Annotated in this window: 16 protein-coding genes; 11 read left to right on the forward strand and 5 right to left on the reverse strand. The window is 60.9% G+C overall.

The genetic code is table 11. The annotated features are described in order from the left end of the window. Window positions 1-9: 9 nt before the first annotated feature. From mrdA to KGB07_RS24800, 9 genes are all read left to right on the forward strand, one after another. The gene (gene mrdA, locus KGB07_RS24760) at window positions 10-1,905 is read left to right on the forward strand and encodes a penicillin-binding protein 2 (protein WP_046041680.1); all 1,896 of its coding nucleotides are present in this window, start codon (window positions 10-12) and stop codon (window positions 1,903-1,905) included. 31 nt (window positions 1,906-1,936) lie between these two features. After that, window positions 1,937-3,040, forward strand: coding sequence for a rod shape-determining protein RodA (gene rodA / locus KGB07_RS24765; protein ID WP_046041681.1), 1,104 nt, complete (start codon window positions 1,937-1,939; stop codon window positions 3,038-3,040). A 17-nt stretch (window positions 3,041-3,057) separates the two neighbouring features. After that, window positions 3,058-4,068, forward strand: a complete 1,011-nt coding sequence (mltB, locus tag KGB07_RS24770) for a lytic murein transglycosylase B (protein ID WP_046041682.1) — start codon at window positions 3,058-3,060, stop codon at window positions 4,066-4,068. After that, window positions 4,068-5,078 (forward strand): septal ring lytic transglycosylase RlpA family protein, encoded by a 1,011-nt coding sequence (locus KGB07_RS24775; RefSeq protein ID WP_046041683.1) that lies wholly within the window; start codon window positions 4,068-4,070, stop codon window positions 5,076-5,078. The genes mltB and KGB07_RS24775 overlap by 1 nt, the downstream gene beginning before the upstream one ends. A gap of 336 nt (window positions 5,079-5,414) precedes the next feature. After that, entirely contained in the window at window positions 5,415-6,572 is a 1,158-nt protein-coding gene (locus KGB07_RS24780) for a D-alanyl-D-alanine carboxypeptidase family protein (protein ID WP_046041684.1), read from the forward strand. Between the two features lie 87 nt (window positions 6,573-6,659). Then, on the forward strand, window positions 6,660-6,935 hold the full coding sequence (locus tag KGB07_RS24785; protein WP_046041685.1) for a DUF493 domain-containing protein: 276 nt from the start codon (window positions 6,660-6,662) through the stop codon (window positions 6,933-6,935). Then, window positions 6,935-7,582 carry a lipoyl(octanoyl) transferase LipB gene (lipB, locus tag KGB07_RS24790; protein WP_046041686.1) on the forward strand — a complete coding sequence of 216 codons (648 nt, stop codon included), beginning with the start codon at window positions 6,935-6,937 and terminating at the stop codon, window positions 7,580-7,582. Before KGB07_RS24785 ends, lipB begins: the two co-directional genes overlap by 1 nt. A gap of 25 nt (window positions 7,583-7,607) precedes the next feature. Then, window positions 7,608-8,606, forward strand: coding sequence for a lipoyl synthase (lipA, locus tag KGB07_RS24795; protein ID WP_162130451.1), 999 nt, complete (start codon window positions 7,608-7,610; stop codon window positions 8,604-8,606). 173 nt (window positions 8,607-8,779) lie between these two features. After that, window positions 8,780-9,730 (forward strand): LD-carboxypeptidase, encoded by a 951-nt coding sequence (locus tag KGB07_RS24800; RefSeq protein ID WP_046041687.1) that lies wholly within the window; start codon window positions 8,780-8,782, stop codon window positions 9,728-9,730. 131 nt (window positions 9,731-9,861) lie between these two features. Here the strand turns inward: KGB07_RS24800 and KGB07_RS24805 are convergent, their stop codons facing one another. From KGB07_RS24805 to leuS, 5 genes are all read right to left on the reverse strand, one after another. Further along, window positions 9,862-11,184, reverse strand: a complete 1,323-nt coding sequence (locus KGB07_RS24805; protein WP_046041688.1) for a lytic murein transglycosylase — start codon at window positions 11,182-11,184, stop codon at window positions 9,862-9,864. A gap of 61 nt (window positions 11,185-11,245) precedes the next feature. Next, a complete protein-coding gene (arfA, locus tag KGB07_RS24810; RefSeq protein WP_046041689.1) occupies window positions 11,246-11,410 on the reverse strand; it encodes an alternative ribosome rescue factor ArfA in 165 nt (54 codons plus the stop codon). A gap of 210 nt (window positions 11,411-11,620) precedes the next feature. Beyond that, entirely contained in the window at window positions 11,621-12,658 is a 1,038-nt protein-coding gene (gene holA, locus KGB07_RS24815) for a DNA polymerase III subunit delta (protein WP_046041690.1), read from the reverse strand. 40 nt (window positions 12,659-12,698) lie between these two features. Continuing rightward, window positions 12,699-13,304 carry an LPS assembly lipoprotein LptE gene (gene lptE / locus KGB07_RS24820; protein ID WP_046041691.1) on the reverse strand — a complete coding sequence of 202 codons (606 nt, stop codon included), beginning with the start codon at window positions 13,302-13,304 and terminating at the stop codon, window positions 12,699-12,701. Between the two features lie 87 nt (window positions 13,305-13,391). Beyond that, entirely contained in the window at window positions 13,392-15,998 is a 2,607-nt protein-coding gene (gene leuS, locus KGB07_RS24825) for a leucine--tRNA ligase (RefSeq protein WP_046041692.1), read from the reverse strand. Between the two features lie 281 nt (window positions 15,999-16,279). On the opposite strand from leuS, the gene KGB07_RS24830 reads away from it, so the two are divergent. Together KGB07_RS24830 and KGB07_RS24835 are read left to right on the forward strand one after the other, a co-directional pair. Next, a complete protein-coding gene (locus KGB07_RS24830; RefSeq protein ID WP_046041693.1) occupies window positions 16,280-16,600 on the forward strand; it encodes a hypothetical protein in 321 nt (106 codons plus the stop codon). A gap of 105 nt (window positions 16,601-16,705) precedes the next feature. Further along, window positions 16,706-17,467 (forward strand): YdcF family protein, encoded by a 762-nt coding sequence (locus tag KGB07_RS24835; RefSeq protein WP_046041694.1) that lies wholly within the window; start codon window positions 16,706-16,708, stop codon window positions 17,465-17,467. Window positions 17,468-17,478 lie beyond the last annotated feature (11 nt).

Below are 17,478 nucleotides of genomic sequence, written 5' to 3' on the forward strand. Positions count from 1 at the left end.
TCTGCCCTCATGTCCCAGCCGATCCGCATCAAGGACCACGAAAAAGACGCCCGTCTGGTGCGTGGCCGCGTCGTGTTCGGGGCAATTGCGGTGGTCACGCTGATTGGCGTACTGATCGCGCGCCTGTATTTCCTGCAGGTGATCCAGTACGAGTACCACTCGACCCTGTCGGAAAACAACCGCGTCCATGTACAGCCGATTCCACCCACTCGTGGATTGATTTTCGACCGCAATGGCGTGGTGATTGCCGACAACCGGCCCAGCTTCAGCTTGAGCATGACCCGCGAGCGTTCTGGCGATTGGCAGCAAGTGCTCGACGTGATCGTCGAAGTGCTGGAGCTGACGCCCGAGGACCGGGTGATCTTCGAGAAGCGCATGCGTCAGGGGCGTCGGCCGTTCGAGCCGGTGCCGATCCTGTTCGAGCTGACCGAAGAGCAGATCGCCCGCATCGCCGTGAACCAGTTCCGCCTGCCGGGGGTGGAAGTGGTCGCCCAACTGGTTCGTCACTATCCCCAGGGCGCGCATTTTGCGCACTCGGTGGGCTACATGGGGCGGATCAACGAGAAAGAGCTCAAGTCTCTGGACCCGGTCAGTTATAGCGGCACCCATCAGATCGGCAAAACCGGCATCGAGCGTTTCTATGAGCCGGAGCTGCATGGTCAGGTGGGTTACGAGGAGGTCGAGACCAACGCTCGGGGCCGTGTATTGCGGGTGCTCAAGCGCACCGAACCGGTTTCCGGCAAAGACATCGTCCTGAGCCTGGACATCAAATTGCAGGAAGCCGCCGAAACCGCGCTCGGTGGTCGTCGTGGTGCGGTGGTGGCCCTGAACCCGAAAACCGGCGAGGTGCTGGCGATGGTCAGTCAGCCGAGCTTCGATCCGAACCTGTTCGTCACCGGCATCAGCTCCAAGGCCTATTCCGAACTGCGCGACTCCATCGACCGGCCGCTATTCAATCGCGTGCTGCGCGGTCTGTACCCGCCGGGTTCGACCATCAAGCCTGCCGTGGCGATTGCCGGCCTGGATTCGGGTGTGGTGACTGCCTCGACCCGGGTGTTCGACCCCGGCTACTACATGCTGCCCAACTACGATCACAAGTACCGCAACTGGAACCGCACCGGTGATGGTTTTGTCGACCTCGACACGGCGATCATGCGTTCCAACGACACCTACTTCTATGACCTGGCCCACAAGCTGGGGATCGATCGGCTGTCGTCGTATCTGTCCAAGTTCGGTATCGGTCAGAAGGTTTCCCTGGACATGTTCGAGGAATCGCCGGGTCTGATGCCGACCCGCGAATGGAAGCGCGCGACCCGTCGCCAGGCATGGTTCCCGGGCGAAACGCTGATTCTCGGGATCGGTCAGGGCTACATGCAGTCGACCCCGTTGCAGCTGGCCCAGGCCACGGCGCTGGTGGCCAACAAAGGCATCTGGAACCGTCCGCACCTGGCCAAGACCATCGAAGGCGAGAAACCGGTGGATCAGAATCCGATGCCGGACATCATCCTGCGCGACCCGTCGGACTGGACCAAGGTCAACCACGGCATGCAGCAGGTGATGCACGGCGCCCGCGGTACGGCACGCAAGGCTTCGATCGGTGCGCAGTACCGCATCGCCGGCAAGAGTGGTACGGCCCAGGTGGTCGCGATCAAGCAGGGTGAGAAGTACGACCGCTCCAAGGTTCAGGAGCGCCATCGCGACCACGCCTTGTTCGTGGGCTTCGCCCCGGCGGACGATCCGCAGATCGTGGTGTCGGTGATGGTCGAGAACGGTGAGTCCGGCTCCGGCGTCGCCGCGCCAGTGGTGCGTCAGATCATGGACGCCTGGTTGCTCGACCAGAACGGGCACCTCAAAGCCGAATACGCCAGCCCTAATAGCGCGGAGGCCACGGCCCGTGATGAATAATTTTGATCGCATGCTCTCCAGTGAGGATGTGATGCGTCGTCGCGCGACGCTGCTGCAACGCATGCACATCGATGGCGTGTTGCTGATTTTGCTGTTGACCCTGGCCGCCGGCAGTCTGTTCGTGCTGTATTCGGCCAGTGGCAAGAGCTGGGACCTGCTGGCCAAGCAGGCTACTTCGTTCGGCATCGGTCTGGTCTCGATGATCGTCATCGCTCAGTTCGAGCCGCGCTTCATGGCCCGTTGGGTGCCGGTCGGGTATGTGATCGGTGTGCTGTTGCTGGTGGTGGTGGATGTCATGGGCCACAACGCCATGGGCGCCACGCGCTGGATCAATATCCCTGGTGTCGTGCGCTTCCAGCCCTCGGAGTTCATGAAAATCCTGATGCCGGCAACCATCGCCTGGTATCTGTCCAAGCGCACATTGCCGCCGCAACTCAAGCATGTGGGTATCAGCCTGATGTTGATCGGGGTGCCGTTCATTCTGATCGTGCGCCAGCCGGATCTCGGTACGTCGCTGCTGATCCTGGCCGGCGGCGCTTTCGTGCTGTTCATGGGTGGCCTGCGCTGGCGCTGGATCCTCAGCGTGCTGGCCGCCGCTGTTCCCGTGGCGATTGCCATGTGGTTTTTCATCATGCACGACTACCAGAAGCAGCGAATCCTGACGTTCCTCGACCCGGAGAGTGATCCGCTCGGTACGGGCTGGAACATCATCCAGTCCAAGGCCGCCATTGGCTCCGGTGGTGTGTTTGGCAAGGGCTGGTTGCTGGGCACCCAGTCGCACCTGGACTTCCTGCCGGAAAGCCACACCGACTTCATCATTGCCGTATTGGGTGAAGAGTTCGGCCTGGTGGGGATCTGCGCGCTGTTGCTGATCTACCTGCTATTGATCGGCCGTGGCCTGGTGATTACCGCCCAGGCGCAGACATTGTTCGGCAAGTTGCTCGCGGGCAGCCTGACCATGACGTTTTTTGTTTATGTTTTCGTCAACATCGGTATGGTCAGTGGCCTGTTGCCGGTGGTGGGGGTGCCGTTGCCGTTCATTAGCTACGGAGGAACTTCGCTGGTGACGCTACTGTCAGCGTTTGGGGTTTTGATGTCGATCCATACCCATCGCAAGTGGATCGCGCAGGTTTGAATAAGGTGAAATTTTCAATGCAAGTAATGCGTGGCTGGGCGACTCGATACGCGCCATGGGTCGGCCTGGTAAGCATCCTTGGCACCATGCAGGAAGCGTTGGCCGGCGACTACGAAGGCTCACCCCAGGTGGCTGAATTCGTCGGTGAAATGACCCGCGACTACGGCTTCGCCGGCGAGCAATTGATGGGTGTGTTCCGCGAAGCCGAGCGCAAGCAGTCGATTCTGGACGCCATCTCGAAGCCCGCCGAACGGGTCAAGCAGTGGAGCGAATATCGCCCGATGTTCATCACCGATGCGCGCATCGCCCGGGGTGTGGATTTCTGGCGTCAGCACGAAGCGGTGTTGGCCCGTGCCGAGCAGGAATACGGCGTGCCGGCCCAGGTGATTGTCTCGATCATTGGCGTTGAAACCTTTTTCGGCCGTAATACCGGAAATTTCCGGGTGATCGATGCCTTGTCTACCCTGGGTTTCGACTATCCTCCCCGTGCCGAGTTTTTCCGCAAGGAATTGCGTGAGTTCCTGCTGTTGGCCCGCGAAGAGCAGGTCGATCCGTTGACGCTCAAAGGCTCCTACGCCGGCGCAATGGGATTGCCGCAATTCATGCCAAGCAGTTTTCGCGCCTATGCGGTGGATTTTGACGGGGATGGCCATATCAATATCTGGACCAACCCGGACGATGCCATCGGCAGTGTCGCCAGCTACTTCAAGCGTCATGGCTGGGTCGCCGGCGAACCGGTGGTCAGCCGCGCCGATGTCCGTGGCGATCAGGTCGACGAAGGTTTGACCGCAGGTATCGAACCGACGAAAACCGTCGGGGAGTTGCGAGCCCTGGGGTGGTCAAGTCATGATGCGCTGCGCGATGATATGCCGGTTACTGCGTTCCGCCTGGAAGGCGACAATGGCCCCGAGTACTGGATGGGCCTGAAGAATTTTTACGCGATCACGCGATATAACCGCAGCGTGATGTACGCCATGGCCGTACATCAACTGTCTGAACAGCTGGTCCAAGCACGGGGCGTCAAGTAATGCGGGCATTGCCTATCAATAAACCCCTGAAGCTGATGGCATTCGCCGCGCTGGCAGTGCTGGTCGCCAGTTGTTCGACCAGCCGCGCGCCGGCCCAGAAAACCAGCAGCACCGCGGTGCGCTCGACGCCGGGGCTGGACATCAACCGTGCCCACAAGGATGGCGCGCCATGGTGGGATGTCGATGTTTCGCGTATCCCGGACGCCACGCCGACCCTGCACACCGGCCCGTACAAGGCCAACCCGTACACCGTGCTGGGCAAGACCTACTTCCCGCTGCAAGAGTCCAAGACCTACGTGCAGTCGGGTACGGCGTCCTGGTACGGCACCAAGTTCCACGGTCAGAACACCGCCAACGGCGAAGTGTATGACCTGTACGGCATGAGTGCCGCGCACAAGACATTGCCACTGCCAAGTTACGTCCGGGTGACCAACCTGGACAACAACAAGAGCGTGATCCTGCGAGTAAACGACCGCGGACCGTTCTACTCGGACCGGATCATCGACTTGTCCTACGCTGCCGCCAAGAAACTCGGTTACGCCGAAACCGGCACCGCGCGGGTCAAGGTCGAAGGTATCGACCCGCAGCAATGGTGGGCCGCCAAGGGCCGTCCGGCACCATTAATGCTCAACGAACCTAAAGTCGCGCAGAATAGCGCCCCGGTGATCACGGCTTCGGCCGGCACCGTCGAACAATGGACGCCTCCGCCGCAGCAACACGCCGCCGCGATGGTGCCAGTGCAGCTTGATGCAAAAAAAAACGCTTCTGTACCAGCCTCTGGCCAGTATCTGCAGGTGGGCGCGTTCGCCAACCCGGACGCTGCAGAACTCCTGAGATCGAAGCTCAGCGGGATGGTGAGCGCTCCGGTGTTCATCAGCTCGATCGTGCGCAATCAGCAGACCCTGCATCGGGTTCGCCTGGGCCCGATCGGATCGCCGGGTGAAATTCAGCAGGTGCAGAACAGTGTGCGCCTGGCCAATCTCGGTTCACCGAGTGTTGTGACCGAGTAAGCCACGAAGTAATACGTAGAGCTTGATTGACGGTTCGTCTGCGGTATTGGGGGGCGAACCAGGTTGTTGACTCGTTGAAGAACAAAAGCCCGGCAAGGGTGACTGAGTGAACAGCTGAACACGCGATGACTCGTAGGGTTTGTTCGAAAACTCGCCGAGCGGCGATCAGACAAGGCAAAAACAGGCGAGGAAGCGGAGTGTAGGGGCCTACATGAGCATTCCGAGCCTGTTTTTAACGCAGCATGATCGTCGCGCAGGCAGTTTTCGGGCAAGGCCTGAAGGTTATTTGATTAGTTTTGCCCTTGGGCAGTTTCCATTAGCGATTTCGAGAGACGGATGAACATCACCACCTTTGCCAAACGCCTGTTCCTGCTAGTCCCGCTGCTTCTCTCACCTGCCGCATTCGCGGTCGAGATGATGCCTTCGCCACCACAACTGGCCGCCAAGGCCTATGTGCTCATGGATGCCAGCAGCGGCAACGTGCTGGTCGAGAACAACGGTGACCAGCGTCTGCCACCGGCCAGCCTGACCAAGCTGATGACCGCGTACATCGCGACCCTGGAAATCCGTCGTGGCCAGATCGGCGAAAACGATCCGGTGACCGTCAGCGAAAACGCTTGGCGTACCGGCGGTTCGCGGATGTTCATCAAGGTCGGCTCGCAGGTCACCGTCAGCGACCTGCTGCACGGCATCATCATCCAGTCGGGCAACGACGCCAGCGTCGCGCTCTCCGAGCACATCGCCGGTAGCGAAGACGCCTTCGCCGACCTGATGAACAAGACCGTCGCCGACCTGGGCATGACCAACACCCACTTCATGAACCCGACCGGCCTGCCGAACCCTGAGCACTACTCGTCGGCTCACGACATGGCTGTGCTGGCTCGCGCGATCATCCACGAAGACCCGGCTCACTACGCGATCTACTCGCAGAAAGAGTTCTTCTGGAACGGCATCAAGCAGCCGAACCGTAACCTGCTGCTGTGGCGCGACAAGACCGTCGACGGCCTGAAAACCGGCCACACCGACGAAGCCGGCTACTGCATGGTGTCTTCGGCCGTACGTGATGGCATGCGCCTGATCGCCGTGGTGTTCGGCACCAACAGCGAAGTGGCTCGTGCCGCCGAAACCCAGAAGTTGCTGACCTACGGTTTCCGTTTCTTCGAAACCCAGACCTTCTATCAGAAGGGCACCGAGCTGGCTCAGGCTCCGGTCTGGAAAGGCTCCACCAACCAGGTCAAGGCCGGTCTGGCTGAAGACCTGACCATGACCCTGCCAAAAGGCCAGCTGAAAAAGCTCGCTGCCAGCATGACCATGAACCCGCAGCTGGTCGCGCCAATCGCCAAGGGCGACGTGATCGGTAAAGTCGAAGTGAAACTGGACGACAAGGTGGTGCACAGCGCCGATCTGATCGCTCTGGACGCTGTCGAGGAAGGTGGTATCTTCCGCCGCATGTGGGATAGCATCCGTCTATTCTTCTACGGCTTGTTCAACTGAATTTAGTGTGCACCTGCATGGCTCCGCGCTGATCTGGCGCGCAGCCATGCCCGTCGCCACGGCTTACGCTTACGAGGCCGTTACGCCATGACCGATACCGAAGTAAAGGCGCCAAAGATCGAGTTCCCTGCCAATGATTACCCGGTTAAGGTGATCAGCGACACCGGCGCGGGCAACAAGGACAGAATCATCGACATCGTCCGCAAATATGCAACGATCAACGATGAGCGTGTTGACGAGCGCCAGAGCAGCAACGGCAAATACACCACCATTCAGTTGCACATCGTCGCGACCGACCAGGACCAGCTGTACAACATCAACAGCGAACTGCGGGCAACCGGTTTCGTGCACATGGTGCTGTGATGTCCGGTGTGCTGGGTTTTCGCGAGCTCGGCCAGATGGCTTACGAGCCGGTCTGGCATGCCATGCAGCGCTTCACCAACGAACGCGGCAACGATGCCGCCGACGAGATCTGGCTGGTGGAACACCCTGCGGTGTTCACCCAAGGCCAGGCTGGCAAGGCCGAGCACCTGCTGCTTCCCGGTGATATTCCGGTGGTGCAGGTCGACCGTGGTGGTCAGGTGACCTACCACGGCCCCGGCCAGCTGGTGGCTTACCTACTGCTTGACGTGCGCAAGCTCGGGTTTGGCGTGCGCGATCTGGTCAGCCGGATGGAGCAATGCCTGATCGAGCTGCTGGCCAGTTACGGTGTCACCGCCGTGGCCAAGCCCGATGCACCGGGTGTCTACGTCGATGGGGCGAAAATCGCCTCCCTGGGTCTACGGATCCGCCACGGCTGTTCCTTTCATGGCCTGGCCTTGAACGTGGACATGAACCTGGAACCGTTTCGACGGATTAATCCCTGCGGCTATGCCGGGCTGGCGATGACCCAGCTGAGCGATCACGCAGGATCGATTGAATTTGCCGAGGTAAGTGCCCGGCTGCGCGCGCAGCTCGTCAAACACCTCGACTATGCTGAGCAGACGACCCTGACGGGCGGAATCGACTGATATGACTACTGATGCAGTGCAAACCATGATCCCGACGCTCGATGTTTCCGAGCGCCCGGCCCCGCGTCCCAAGGTTGAAGCCGGCGTCAAGCTGCGCGGCGCCGAAAAGGTTGCACGCATCCCGGTGAAGATCATTCCGACCACCGAACTGCCGAAGAAACCGGACTGGATTCGTGTACGCATCCCGGTTTCGCCGGAAGTCGACCGCATCAAGGCCCTGCTGCGCAAACACAAGCTGCACAGCGTGTGCGAAGAGGCATCCTGCCCGAACCTGGGCGAGTGCTTCTCCGGTGGCACCGCGACCTTCATGATCATGGGTGACATCTGCACCCGTCGTTGCCCGTTCTGCGACGTCGGCCACGGCCGTCCGAAGCCACTGGACGTCAACGAGCCGGAAAGCCTGGCCATTGCCATCGCCGACCTGCGCCTGAAGTACGTGGTGATCACCTCGGTAGACCGCGACGACCTGCGTGACGGCGGTGCCCAGCACTTTGCCGACTGCATCCGTGAAATCCGCAAGCTGTCGCCGAACGTGCAGCTCGAGACCCTGGTCCCGGACTACCGTGGCCGCATGGACATCGCGCTGGAAATCACCGCCGCTGAGCCACCGGATGTGTTCAACCACAACCTGGAAACCGTGCCGCGCCTGTACAAGGCTGCACGTCCGGGTTCGGACTACCAGTGGTCGCTGACCCTGCTGCAACGCTTCAAGCAGATGATGCCGCACATTCCAACCAAGTCCGGCCTGATGCTGGGCCTGGGCGAGACCGACGAAGAAGTCATCGAAGTCATGAAGCGCATGCGCGAGCACGACATCGACATGCTGACCCTCGGCCAGTACCTGCAACCGTCCCGCAGCCACTTGCCGGTACAGCGTTTCGTGCACCCGGACACCTTCGCCTGGTTCGCCGAGGAAGGCTACAAGATGGGCTTCAAGAACGTTGCCTCGGGTCCGTTGGTACGCTCCTCGTATCACGCCGACGAGCAGGCCAAGCTGGTCAAGGCCGAGCTGATGTCGTCCTGATCGACGCAATGAAATGAAAAGCGCCCGCACGGCATCCAGCCTCGCGGGCGTTTTTTTGCCTGGCCCATGGCAATGGCTGTTTTTTCTGCAACCTGCGGGGCAACGGTACCTCTTCTGTTTGTCCCCGTTCCTGACTACTGTGTGCTGAAGATTTCACGCAGGGAGATTCACGGATGACCGCTCGACCGACCCACACCCTTTGCCCTCATGCTCCCGTCCCGGCACTGCCGTCGGAAGGCATGATCGGCGTTATCGCACCCGCCGGTCCCGCGCCGCTGGACACCGACAAGGCGGTGCAATGGATGCGTGCCCGGGGTTATTCACTGAAAGTGTTTCCCGGGGTCTACGAAAAAAACGGCTATCTGGCCGGTAGCGACGAAGTGCGACTTGGCGATCTGCACGCAGCGTTCGCCGACAGCGAGGTGGATGCGATTATCTGCCTGCGCGGTGGTTACGGCACACCCCGGCTGCTCGACCGCATCGATTTTGATTTGCTGCGTGACAACGCCAAGCCGTTCGTCGGCTACAGCGACATCACCGCGCTGCATCTGGCGATCAGTCGTTATGCCGGCTTCGTGACCTTTCATGGTCCGTTGCTCAATGCCGACCTGCTGGGTGACAAGCAAATACCTACCGAGTCTTCATTCTTCAACATGCTGCGCGGGCAGGTGAGGGCGGGCACGGTGCTGGCTCATCCGGTGGCTTACCCGCTGACCACGATCGAGCCGGGTGTGGCACATGGGCGCTTGCTCGGAGGCAATCTGGCCATGATCGCCGCGACCATGGGCACGCCCTACGAGATGGACGCCGAGGGCGTCATTCTGTTGATCGAGGACATCAACGAGCCGCTGTATCGCATTGACCGGTTGCTGACCCAACTGCGGCTGGCTGGCACGTTGCACAAGCTGCGCGGCGTGTTGGTCGGGGATGTGGCGGGGGTTGAGGTAGCAGCGCTGGACAGGTTGCTCAAGCAGACCTTCGAGCCATTGAAGATTCCGGTGCTGTCCGGGTGGCGCAGTGGGCATTGCGACCCGAACCTGACGCTGCCCATGGGGGCGTTGGTCAGGCTGGATGCTGGGAACAAGGAGTTGGTGTTGGAGCAGGATGTGGTGGTCGGGCGTTAGATTTTTATCGCCTGTCAGTCAGTCTTCGTCGGAACGCCGCCCGGAGCAAGCCCGCTCCCACAGTGTTCGCGTCGTACACAAATCATGTGAACGCCCCTGAACCTGTGGGAGCGGGCTTGCCCGCGAAGCTTTTAGCGGTTCCGCAACCCTTCCAGCAACTTGTGCGTCGGATACCCATCCGCCGGCCAGCCAAACGACTGCTGGGCGCTACGGATCGCCTTGCGGGTGTTGGCGCCGATGATCCCGTCGGCGGTGCCGGCGTCATAGTTTTGCCCGCTCAGCAGGTTCTGCAGCTCGATCCGCTCGGTACGACTCAGAGGCAGGTCATCCTTTGGCCACGTACCGCTGATCAAGCCAGCGCCATTGAAGCGTTCGGACAACAGGCTCACCCCCAGGGCGTAGGACGACGAGTTGTTGTACTTGAGAATCGCGCGGAAGTTGTCGAGCACCAGGAAGGCCGGGCCGCGGTAGCCAGCCGGCAATAGCAGTGCCGCAGACAGTTGTTCCGAGCCTGCCGGGACCTGGCCACCGTTGGGCAGCGTAACGCCCAGTTGGCGCCACTCGGCGACACTCTTGCGAATCGTGCCATCGGCCAGTACGTAGTTGAAACCGCTCGGTAGCTGGACTTCAAAGCCCCACGGCTGACCTCTCTGCCAGCCGGAGCTTTGCAGGTAATGCGCGGTCGAGGCCAGGGCATCAGCCGAACTGCCCCAGATATCGCGACGGCCGTCGCCGTCGAAATCGACGGCGTGGGTATTGTAGGTGGTCGGGATGAACTGGGTCTGGCCCATGGCGCCGGCCCAGGAACCCAGCATCTTCTCGGGTTCGATGTCGCCTTGTTGCAGGATTTGCAAGGCCGCGATCAATTGCGCGTGGGCGAAGCCGGGACGGCGGCCTTCGTAAGCCAAGGTCGCCAGGGAGTTGATCACCGACTTGCTGCCCTGGAACTGTCCGAAGTTACTCTCCATGCCCCACACCGCCACCAGTGCCTGGCGGTCGACGCCGTAGCGCTGCTCGATGTTTTGCAGGATGTCGGCGTACTGGATGATCAGCGACTGGCCTTTGCGTACCCGCAGCGGCGACAAGGCGCCGTCGAGGTATTCCCAAACCGGTTTTGCGAACTCCGGTTGGCTGCGATCGGCATTAATCACACTGGGGTCGAAGCTGACATTGGCGAAAGCGCGATCAAACAGATCGGCGCGGATGCCGGCGGCCAGGGCATCTTTGCGGAAACCCGCCTGCCATTCGGCGAAGGTCTGGGTTGGCTGGATGTCAAGGTTCTCACCGGTCGGAACCACAGGCGGAACAACCGCCGGGGCGGTAGCGACAGGAAGTGTCTGAAGCGGCTGAGCGTCGGCTGCGGTCGGTTTTTCCGCACAGGCGACAAGCAAAACAAGGCTGGAGGCAGCGATCAATTGGCGTAAGTGCCAACGACGGGGAAGACAAAAGGGCATGCACGGGTCCAGGGAATACGAATCAGGTACAGACCTTACCATGTCAAAGGGGTGTTCTGCTTTACGCAGCCAGAAAGTAAGAAGCCTCCCAGCTGTCAGACTGGAAGGCTTCGCGGCGGTAACTGCCTTTGCCCTTGGCCGGGCGTACCTGGCGGCTACGGAACAATGGCTGGGCGATGATGGATTTGGCCTTGTTGGGGCCATGCGTTGATGGCTTTTTGCTCATGATGAAGCCTCGCAAGTGAGTGGTTTTTGCGGGGCAAATCATCGGCCGAAGTTGGGGGGATGTCTAGTCCCTTGTGGCGAGGGGGCTTGCCCCCGTTCGGCTGCGGAGCAGCCGTAGAACCGGAGTGTGCGGTGTGCCTGGAAGAACTCAGTAACGAATGGGGGCCGCTTCGCGCCCCAGCGGGGGCAAGCCCCCTCGCCACAGAAAGCCTTACTCGGCAGGTAACGACAATCTTTGCCCGGCCATCAACAACGTCAACCGGCTCAAACTCATCCACGGCGAACCAGCTGCCTGGCCCTTGATCTGGGCATCGATGCGCTGCGCTTCGAGCAGCAGCTGCGCCCAGCGTTGGGCCGAGTAGCGCTGCAGGGCTTTGCTCACCAACGGTTTACGTTTGTCCCAGACCGGAGGTTTGGCCTGGCTGAAGGCCTTGTCCAGTGGCGTGCCCTGGCTGTATTGCAGGGAGATATTGGCCAGCAGGCGCAACTCCCGGGCCAGGGCCCAGAGAATCACCGGCGGCTCGACGCCTTCACCGCGCAACCCTTCGAGCATGCGCAAGGCGTGGGCTGCTTCACCATTGAGCACCGCATCGGTCAGGCCGAAGACGTCGAAGCGCGCACTGTCGGCCACCGCAGCCTGCACGGTTTCAACGGTGATCTGGCCGCCTTCGGCCATCAGTTTGAGCTTTTCGATTTCCTGGGCGGCGGCCAGCAGATTGCCCTCGACCCGTGCCGCGATCAGCTCAACGGCGTCCTGGCTGGCGGAAAGCCCGGCCTGGGACAAACGTTGGCGGATCCAGCTTGGCAACTGGGCGACATCGACCGGCCAGATCTGCACGAACTGGGTCTGCTGTCCTTCGACCAACGCCTTGCCCCACTTGGTTTTCTGCGCGCTGCCATCGAGTTTCGGCAAGCTGATCAGCAGTACGGTGTCGTCGGCCGGGCGCGAGCAGTACTCGATCAGCGCGGCGGCACCCTTGTCGCCGGGTTTGCCGGAAGGCAGGCGCAGTTCCAGCAGGCGCTTTTCGGCGAACAGCGACATGCTGGCACCGGCTTGCAGCAGCGTCCCCCAGTCGAAACTGGCGTCGGCGGCAAACACCTGGCGTTCATCGAATCCCTGCTGGCGGACGGCAGCGCGAACAGCGTCGGCCGCCTCCTGGCACAACAACGGGTCGTCGCCGCTGATGATATAGACCGGCGCAAGGGTGCCTTGCAGGTGTTTGGCGAGTTGGGCGGGGGCGAGCTTCATAAGAGGGGGGCGAACGGGGCGCCCGAGCGCCCCGTAAGTCTTACTGCTGCGGCAGTTCGATAGGCGACTGACGCGGGGTTTCCGCTTCAGCCTTCTTTGCCGCTTCCAGTGCCGCGGCATCCGCCTTGGCCTTGGCTTCGGCAGTCTGCTGCAACTGGTCCAGTTGGGCCGGGCTCAGTTGTTCCAGGCGCAGCATCATGCGCTGGACCATCTCCCGGCGGCCTTCTGTGCGGGCCGTTTCAGCTTCCTGGTCAGAGCCCACCAGGTTGTTGCCGTCGTGCATGTAGATTTTCTGCACTTCAATCTTGTCGCTCATCAGTGGCAGATCGCCGCGACCACGGATGTCGTAGTTCAGCACGGTGGTGATCTGGTACTCGCCGGCACGACCGGCACCTGCGTAGCTGAGGATGCGCTGGTTTTCCTGTTCATTGGTCAGCACCAGCTTGTAAGGAGCGCCGGTATAGACCTTGACGCCGCTGCCAATCAGTATTTGACGCAACTGGGTAACGGTTGGGCCATAAGCGTTACGGGCGCTCAGGTCGAGTTCCTTGATCGCCAGTTCATTGGTGCCGGTGCCGCGCAGCTGGAAACCGCAGGCGCTCAGCAGAACCGCGAGGCCCATCACCAGCAGATTGCGTTTGATCATCTTGTTGCTCCCCTTGAAACCATGTGGGCCGATCAAGCGGCCCGAAAGGTTTTACTCGGCGCCAGGCTCACCTGGCGCCTGATCCAATTAGCTGGCGACGATATTGACCAGTTTCCCGGGCACTACGATCACTTTACGAATGGTCAGACCGTCGACGAAGCGCAGCACGTTCTCGTTGGCACGGGCGGCGGCTTCGACTTCTTCACGGGTGGCGCTGGCCGGCATTTCGATGTGGCCACGCAGCTTGCCGTTGACCTGAATCACCAGTTGCAGGCTGTCCTGAACCAAAGCGCTGTCATCCACCACCGGCCAGCCGGCGTCGATCACAGGTTCAGCGTGACCCAGTCGATTCCACAGCTCGTGGCTGATGTGCGGCGTGATCGGAGCCAGCAGCAGCGTCACGGTTTCCAGGCCTTCGTGAATCAGTGCGCAGTCCTGTTCGGTGCCTTGCGCGGCTTTTTCCAGCACGTTCATCAGCGTCATCACCTGAGCGATGGCGGTGTTGAATTTGTGGTTCTGGCCGACGTCCTGGCTGGCCTGCTTGATGGCCAGGTGGATCGAGCGACGAACGGCTTTCTGCTCGTCATTCAGGCCGGCGACGTCCAGTTTGCCCGGCAGGCCCTGAGTGACGTGGGCTTGAGCCAGGCGCCAGACGCGCTTGAGGAAACGGTGCGAACCCTCTACGCCGGAGTCGGACCACTCCGCGCTCATGTCAGGTGGCGAGGCGAACATCATGAACAGGCGGCAGGTGTCTGCACCGAACTGGTCGATCATCGACTGTGGGTCGACGCCGTTGTTCTTCGACTTGGCCATCTTCTCGGTGCCGCCGATTTCCACCGGCAGGCCGTCAGATTTCAATTTGGCGCTGATAACCTTGGCTTTGCTGTCACGCTCAAGCTCGACGTCCGCCGGGTTGAACCAGGTGTAAGCGCCATTGGCTTCGCGGCGATAGTAAGTCTCGGCGATCACCATGCCCTGGGTCAGCAGGTTCTTGAACGGCTCGTTGGAGCTCACCAGGCCTTCGTCGCGCATCAGTTTGTGGAAGAAGCGCGCGTAGAGCAGGTGAAGAATCGCGTGTTCGATACCGCCGATGTACTGATCCACCGGCAGCCAGTGGTCGGCCGCCGATTTTTCCACCAGGCCGCCTTCAAAGTGAGGCGAGGCGTAACGGGCGTAGTACCACGAGGACTCGACGAAGGTGTCCATGGTGTCGGTTTCACGCTTGGCAGGCTGGCCGCATTTAGGGCAGCTGCACTCGTAGAACTCGGGCATGCGCGCCAGTGGCGAACCGGCGCCGTCGGGTACGACGTCTTCCGGCAGCACGACAGGCAGTTGATCTTCCGGTACCGGCACGTCACCGCAAGTGTTGCAGTGGATGATCGGGATCGGGCAGCCCCAGTAACGCTGGCGGCTGATGCCCCAGTCGCGCAGGCGGAACTGGGTGCGCGAGGCGCCCAGCTCTTTCTTGATCAGCGCGACTTCGATGGCGTCGAAGGCGCCCGCGAAGTCGAGGCCGTCGAACTCACCGGAATTGATCAGCGTGCCGTGCTCGCCGTAGGCGTCTTGCCATGGCGCCGGGTTGCTGTCACCGGAACTGGTGCGCACTACCGATTTGACCGGCAGGTTGTACTTGTGGGCGAATTCGAAATCGCGCTCGTCGTGGGCCGGAACCGCCATCACCGCGCCGTCGCCGTAGTGCATCAGCACATAGTTGGCGACCCAGACCGGCAGCTTTTCGCCAGTCAGCGGGTGCTCGACGAACAGGCCGGTCGGCAGGCCTTTTTTCTCCTGGGTGGCGACGTCGGCTTCGGCCACGCTGCCGCCCTTGCATTCAGCGATGAACGCTTGCAGCTCAGGATTGTTCTGTGCGGCCAGGGTGGCCAAATGGTGTTCGGCGGCGACGGCGACGTAGGTCGCGCCCATCAGGGTGTCCGGACGGGTGGTGAAGACTTTCAGCGCGCCGGTTTCGCCGATGGAATCGACGTTGTACGGGAACTGCACTTCCATGCCGCGGGATTTGCCGATCCAGTTGCGCTGCATGGTCTTGACCTGTTCAGGCCAGCCAGTCAGTTCGTCGAGGCTCTCCAGCAGCTCATCCGCGTAGGCGGTGATCTTGAAGTAGTACATCGGGATTTCGCGCTTTTCGATCAGCGCGCCGGAACGCCAGCCGCGACCGTCGATCACTTGTTCGTTGGCCAGGACGGTCTGGTCGACCGGGTCCCAGTTCACGGTGCCGCTTTTCTTGTAAATCACGCCTTTTTCGAACAGGCGGGTGAACAGCCATTGTTCCCAGCGGTAGTAATCGGGCTTGCAGGTGGTCACTTCGCGCGACCAGTCCACCGCCAGGCCCAGGCTGCGCAGCTGGGATTTCATGTAGGCGATGTTTTCGTAGGTCCACTTGGCGGGCGCTACGTTGTTCTTCATCGCGGCGTTTTCCGCCGGCATGCCGAAGGCGTCCCAACCCATGGGTTGCAGAACGTTCTTGCCTTGCATGCGCTGGTAGCGGGAGATCACGTCGCCGATGGTGTAGTTGCGCACGTGCCCCATGTGTAGCTTGCCGCTGGGGTAAGGGAACATCGACAGGCAGTAGTAAGTCTCCTTGCCTGGCTGTTCACTGACTTCAAAGGACTTTTGCTCGTCCCAGAACGACTGGGCGGCGGCTTCGATTTCACGGGGCTGATATTGTTCGTGCATGGCTACTTTTGAACTGAATAGGGGTGGCCTAATCCTCTTCAATGCAACGCTGGACGCTGATCACGCCGCATTGGCGTTTTCGATGTCCAGCCGAGCTGGAAGTGGAGTTACAGGAAGCGCCGTAGCATACATGACCGCGCTCTACCGAGGGAAACCCTGATTGCTGCCGCGCGTCTCGCAAAAACCGCTGCGAGGGCCGTTGGTCGCGGCGTTCAGCCGGTTTGTTCATGGAAGCTAAGCTCTAACTGGGGAGTAAGTCTTATCTTCCAATGAGGTGAGGGATGGTTGAGTCACAGCAAAAAGCTACAAAACCGGAGCTGTACGAAAGGCTGATCGATCGTTTGGCCCTGGCCCTGGAAGCGGCAAGAACTGCTGACCGGTTGCGCGACGTACGCCCTCTGGAACTGGAACTGCGTGGCCTGAGCCCCGCAGAGTTTGCACTGGTCAAGGCGTATCTGGATCGCAGTGAGCGTGAGACACACGGATGCTTGTCAGAGGCGGTAAAGCAACTCGATGCACCACGTTCGGCCAAGATCATCTGGCTCAAGGACAAAGTTCCCGGCAGAGACGCGGTAAAGGTCCGGTCTTTGCAGTTCAAATAAGACGCAGAGCGGTGCTCCATGGTTTTTTTGAAGCATAGTCCTCCTGTATTGATTGTCGCATTGCGCTAACCCACTTAGGCTTCGGGCATCTCCGGGAGATGCTTGATGCCTTTTCGTTACTTTTTAAAACAACTTCTTTTGCCCCCCGGCATTCTATTGCTGCTGCTTTTGCTTGCCTGGTGGTTGCGCCGCTCAAGGCCAAGGCTTGCCGGTGTGTGCTTTGTACTGGGGCTGGGAGGCCTTTGGCTGATGAGCCTGCCGATTGTGGTGCAGTGGAGTGCCGGCCTGCTCGAGCGTGAGCCACCGCTGGCCCGCGAGGAATGGGCGGGGCTGGGGCAGCGCGCGGACGCCATCGTTGTCCTTGGTTCCGGTCGCGAGCGTGGTGACGTGGCCTGGGGTGCCGACCAGCCCACGGGCATCGGCCTGGAACGCCAGCGCTTTGCCGCGCGGCTGGCCAAGGCGTCCGGCCTGCCGGTACTGACCAGCGGCGGCTTGCATTACGGCACTCCGCCAAGCGAAGCGCAGATGATGGCTGACTCCTTGCGCGACGATTTTGGTGTGACCGTGCGCTGGCAGGAAGGGAGCAGCCGTACGACCTGGGAAAATGCGCAGTTCAGTGCCCTGGTGTTGCTGCCACAGGGCATCAAGCGTGTAGTGCTCGTGACTCATGCCGGGCATATGCCACGAGCGGTCTGGAGTTTCCGCAAGGCCGGGTTTGAGGTGGTGCCGGCGCCGGTAGGGTTTCTGGGTGGCGACAATGCGCGGCCACTGGGTGGCTGGATGCCGGAGTTCAAGGCGATCTGGCAGAACGGGCAGTTGATGAACGAGGCGGTGGGGCAGATCGGTTATTCGTTGTTCTATCGCTGAGAGCTAAACCT

Source organism: Pseudomonas sp. GL-RE-26, assembly GCF_019956275.1.
Classification (GTDB): domain Bacteria; phylum Pseudomonadota; class Gammaproteobacteria; order Pseudomonadales; family Pseudomonadaceae; genus Aquipseudomonas; species Aquipseudomonas grandcourensis.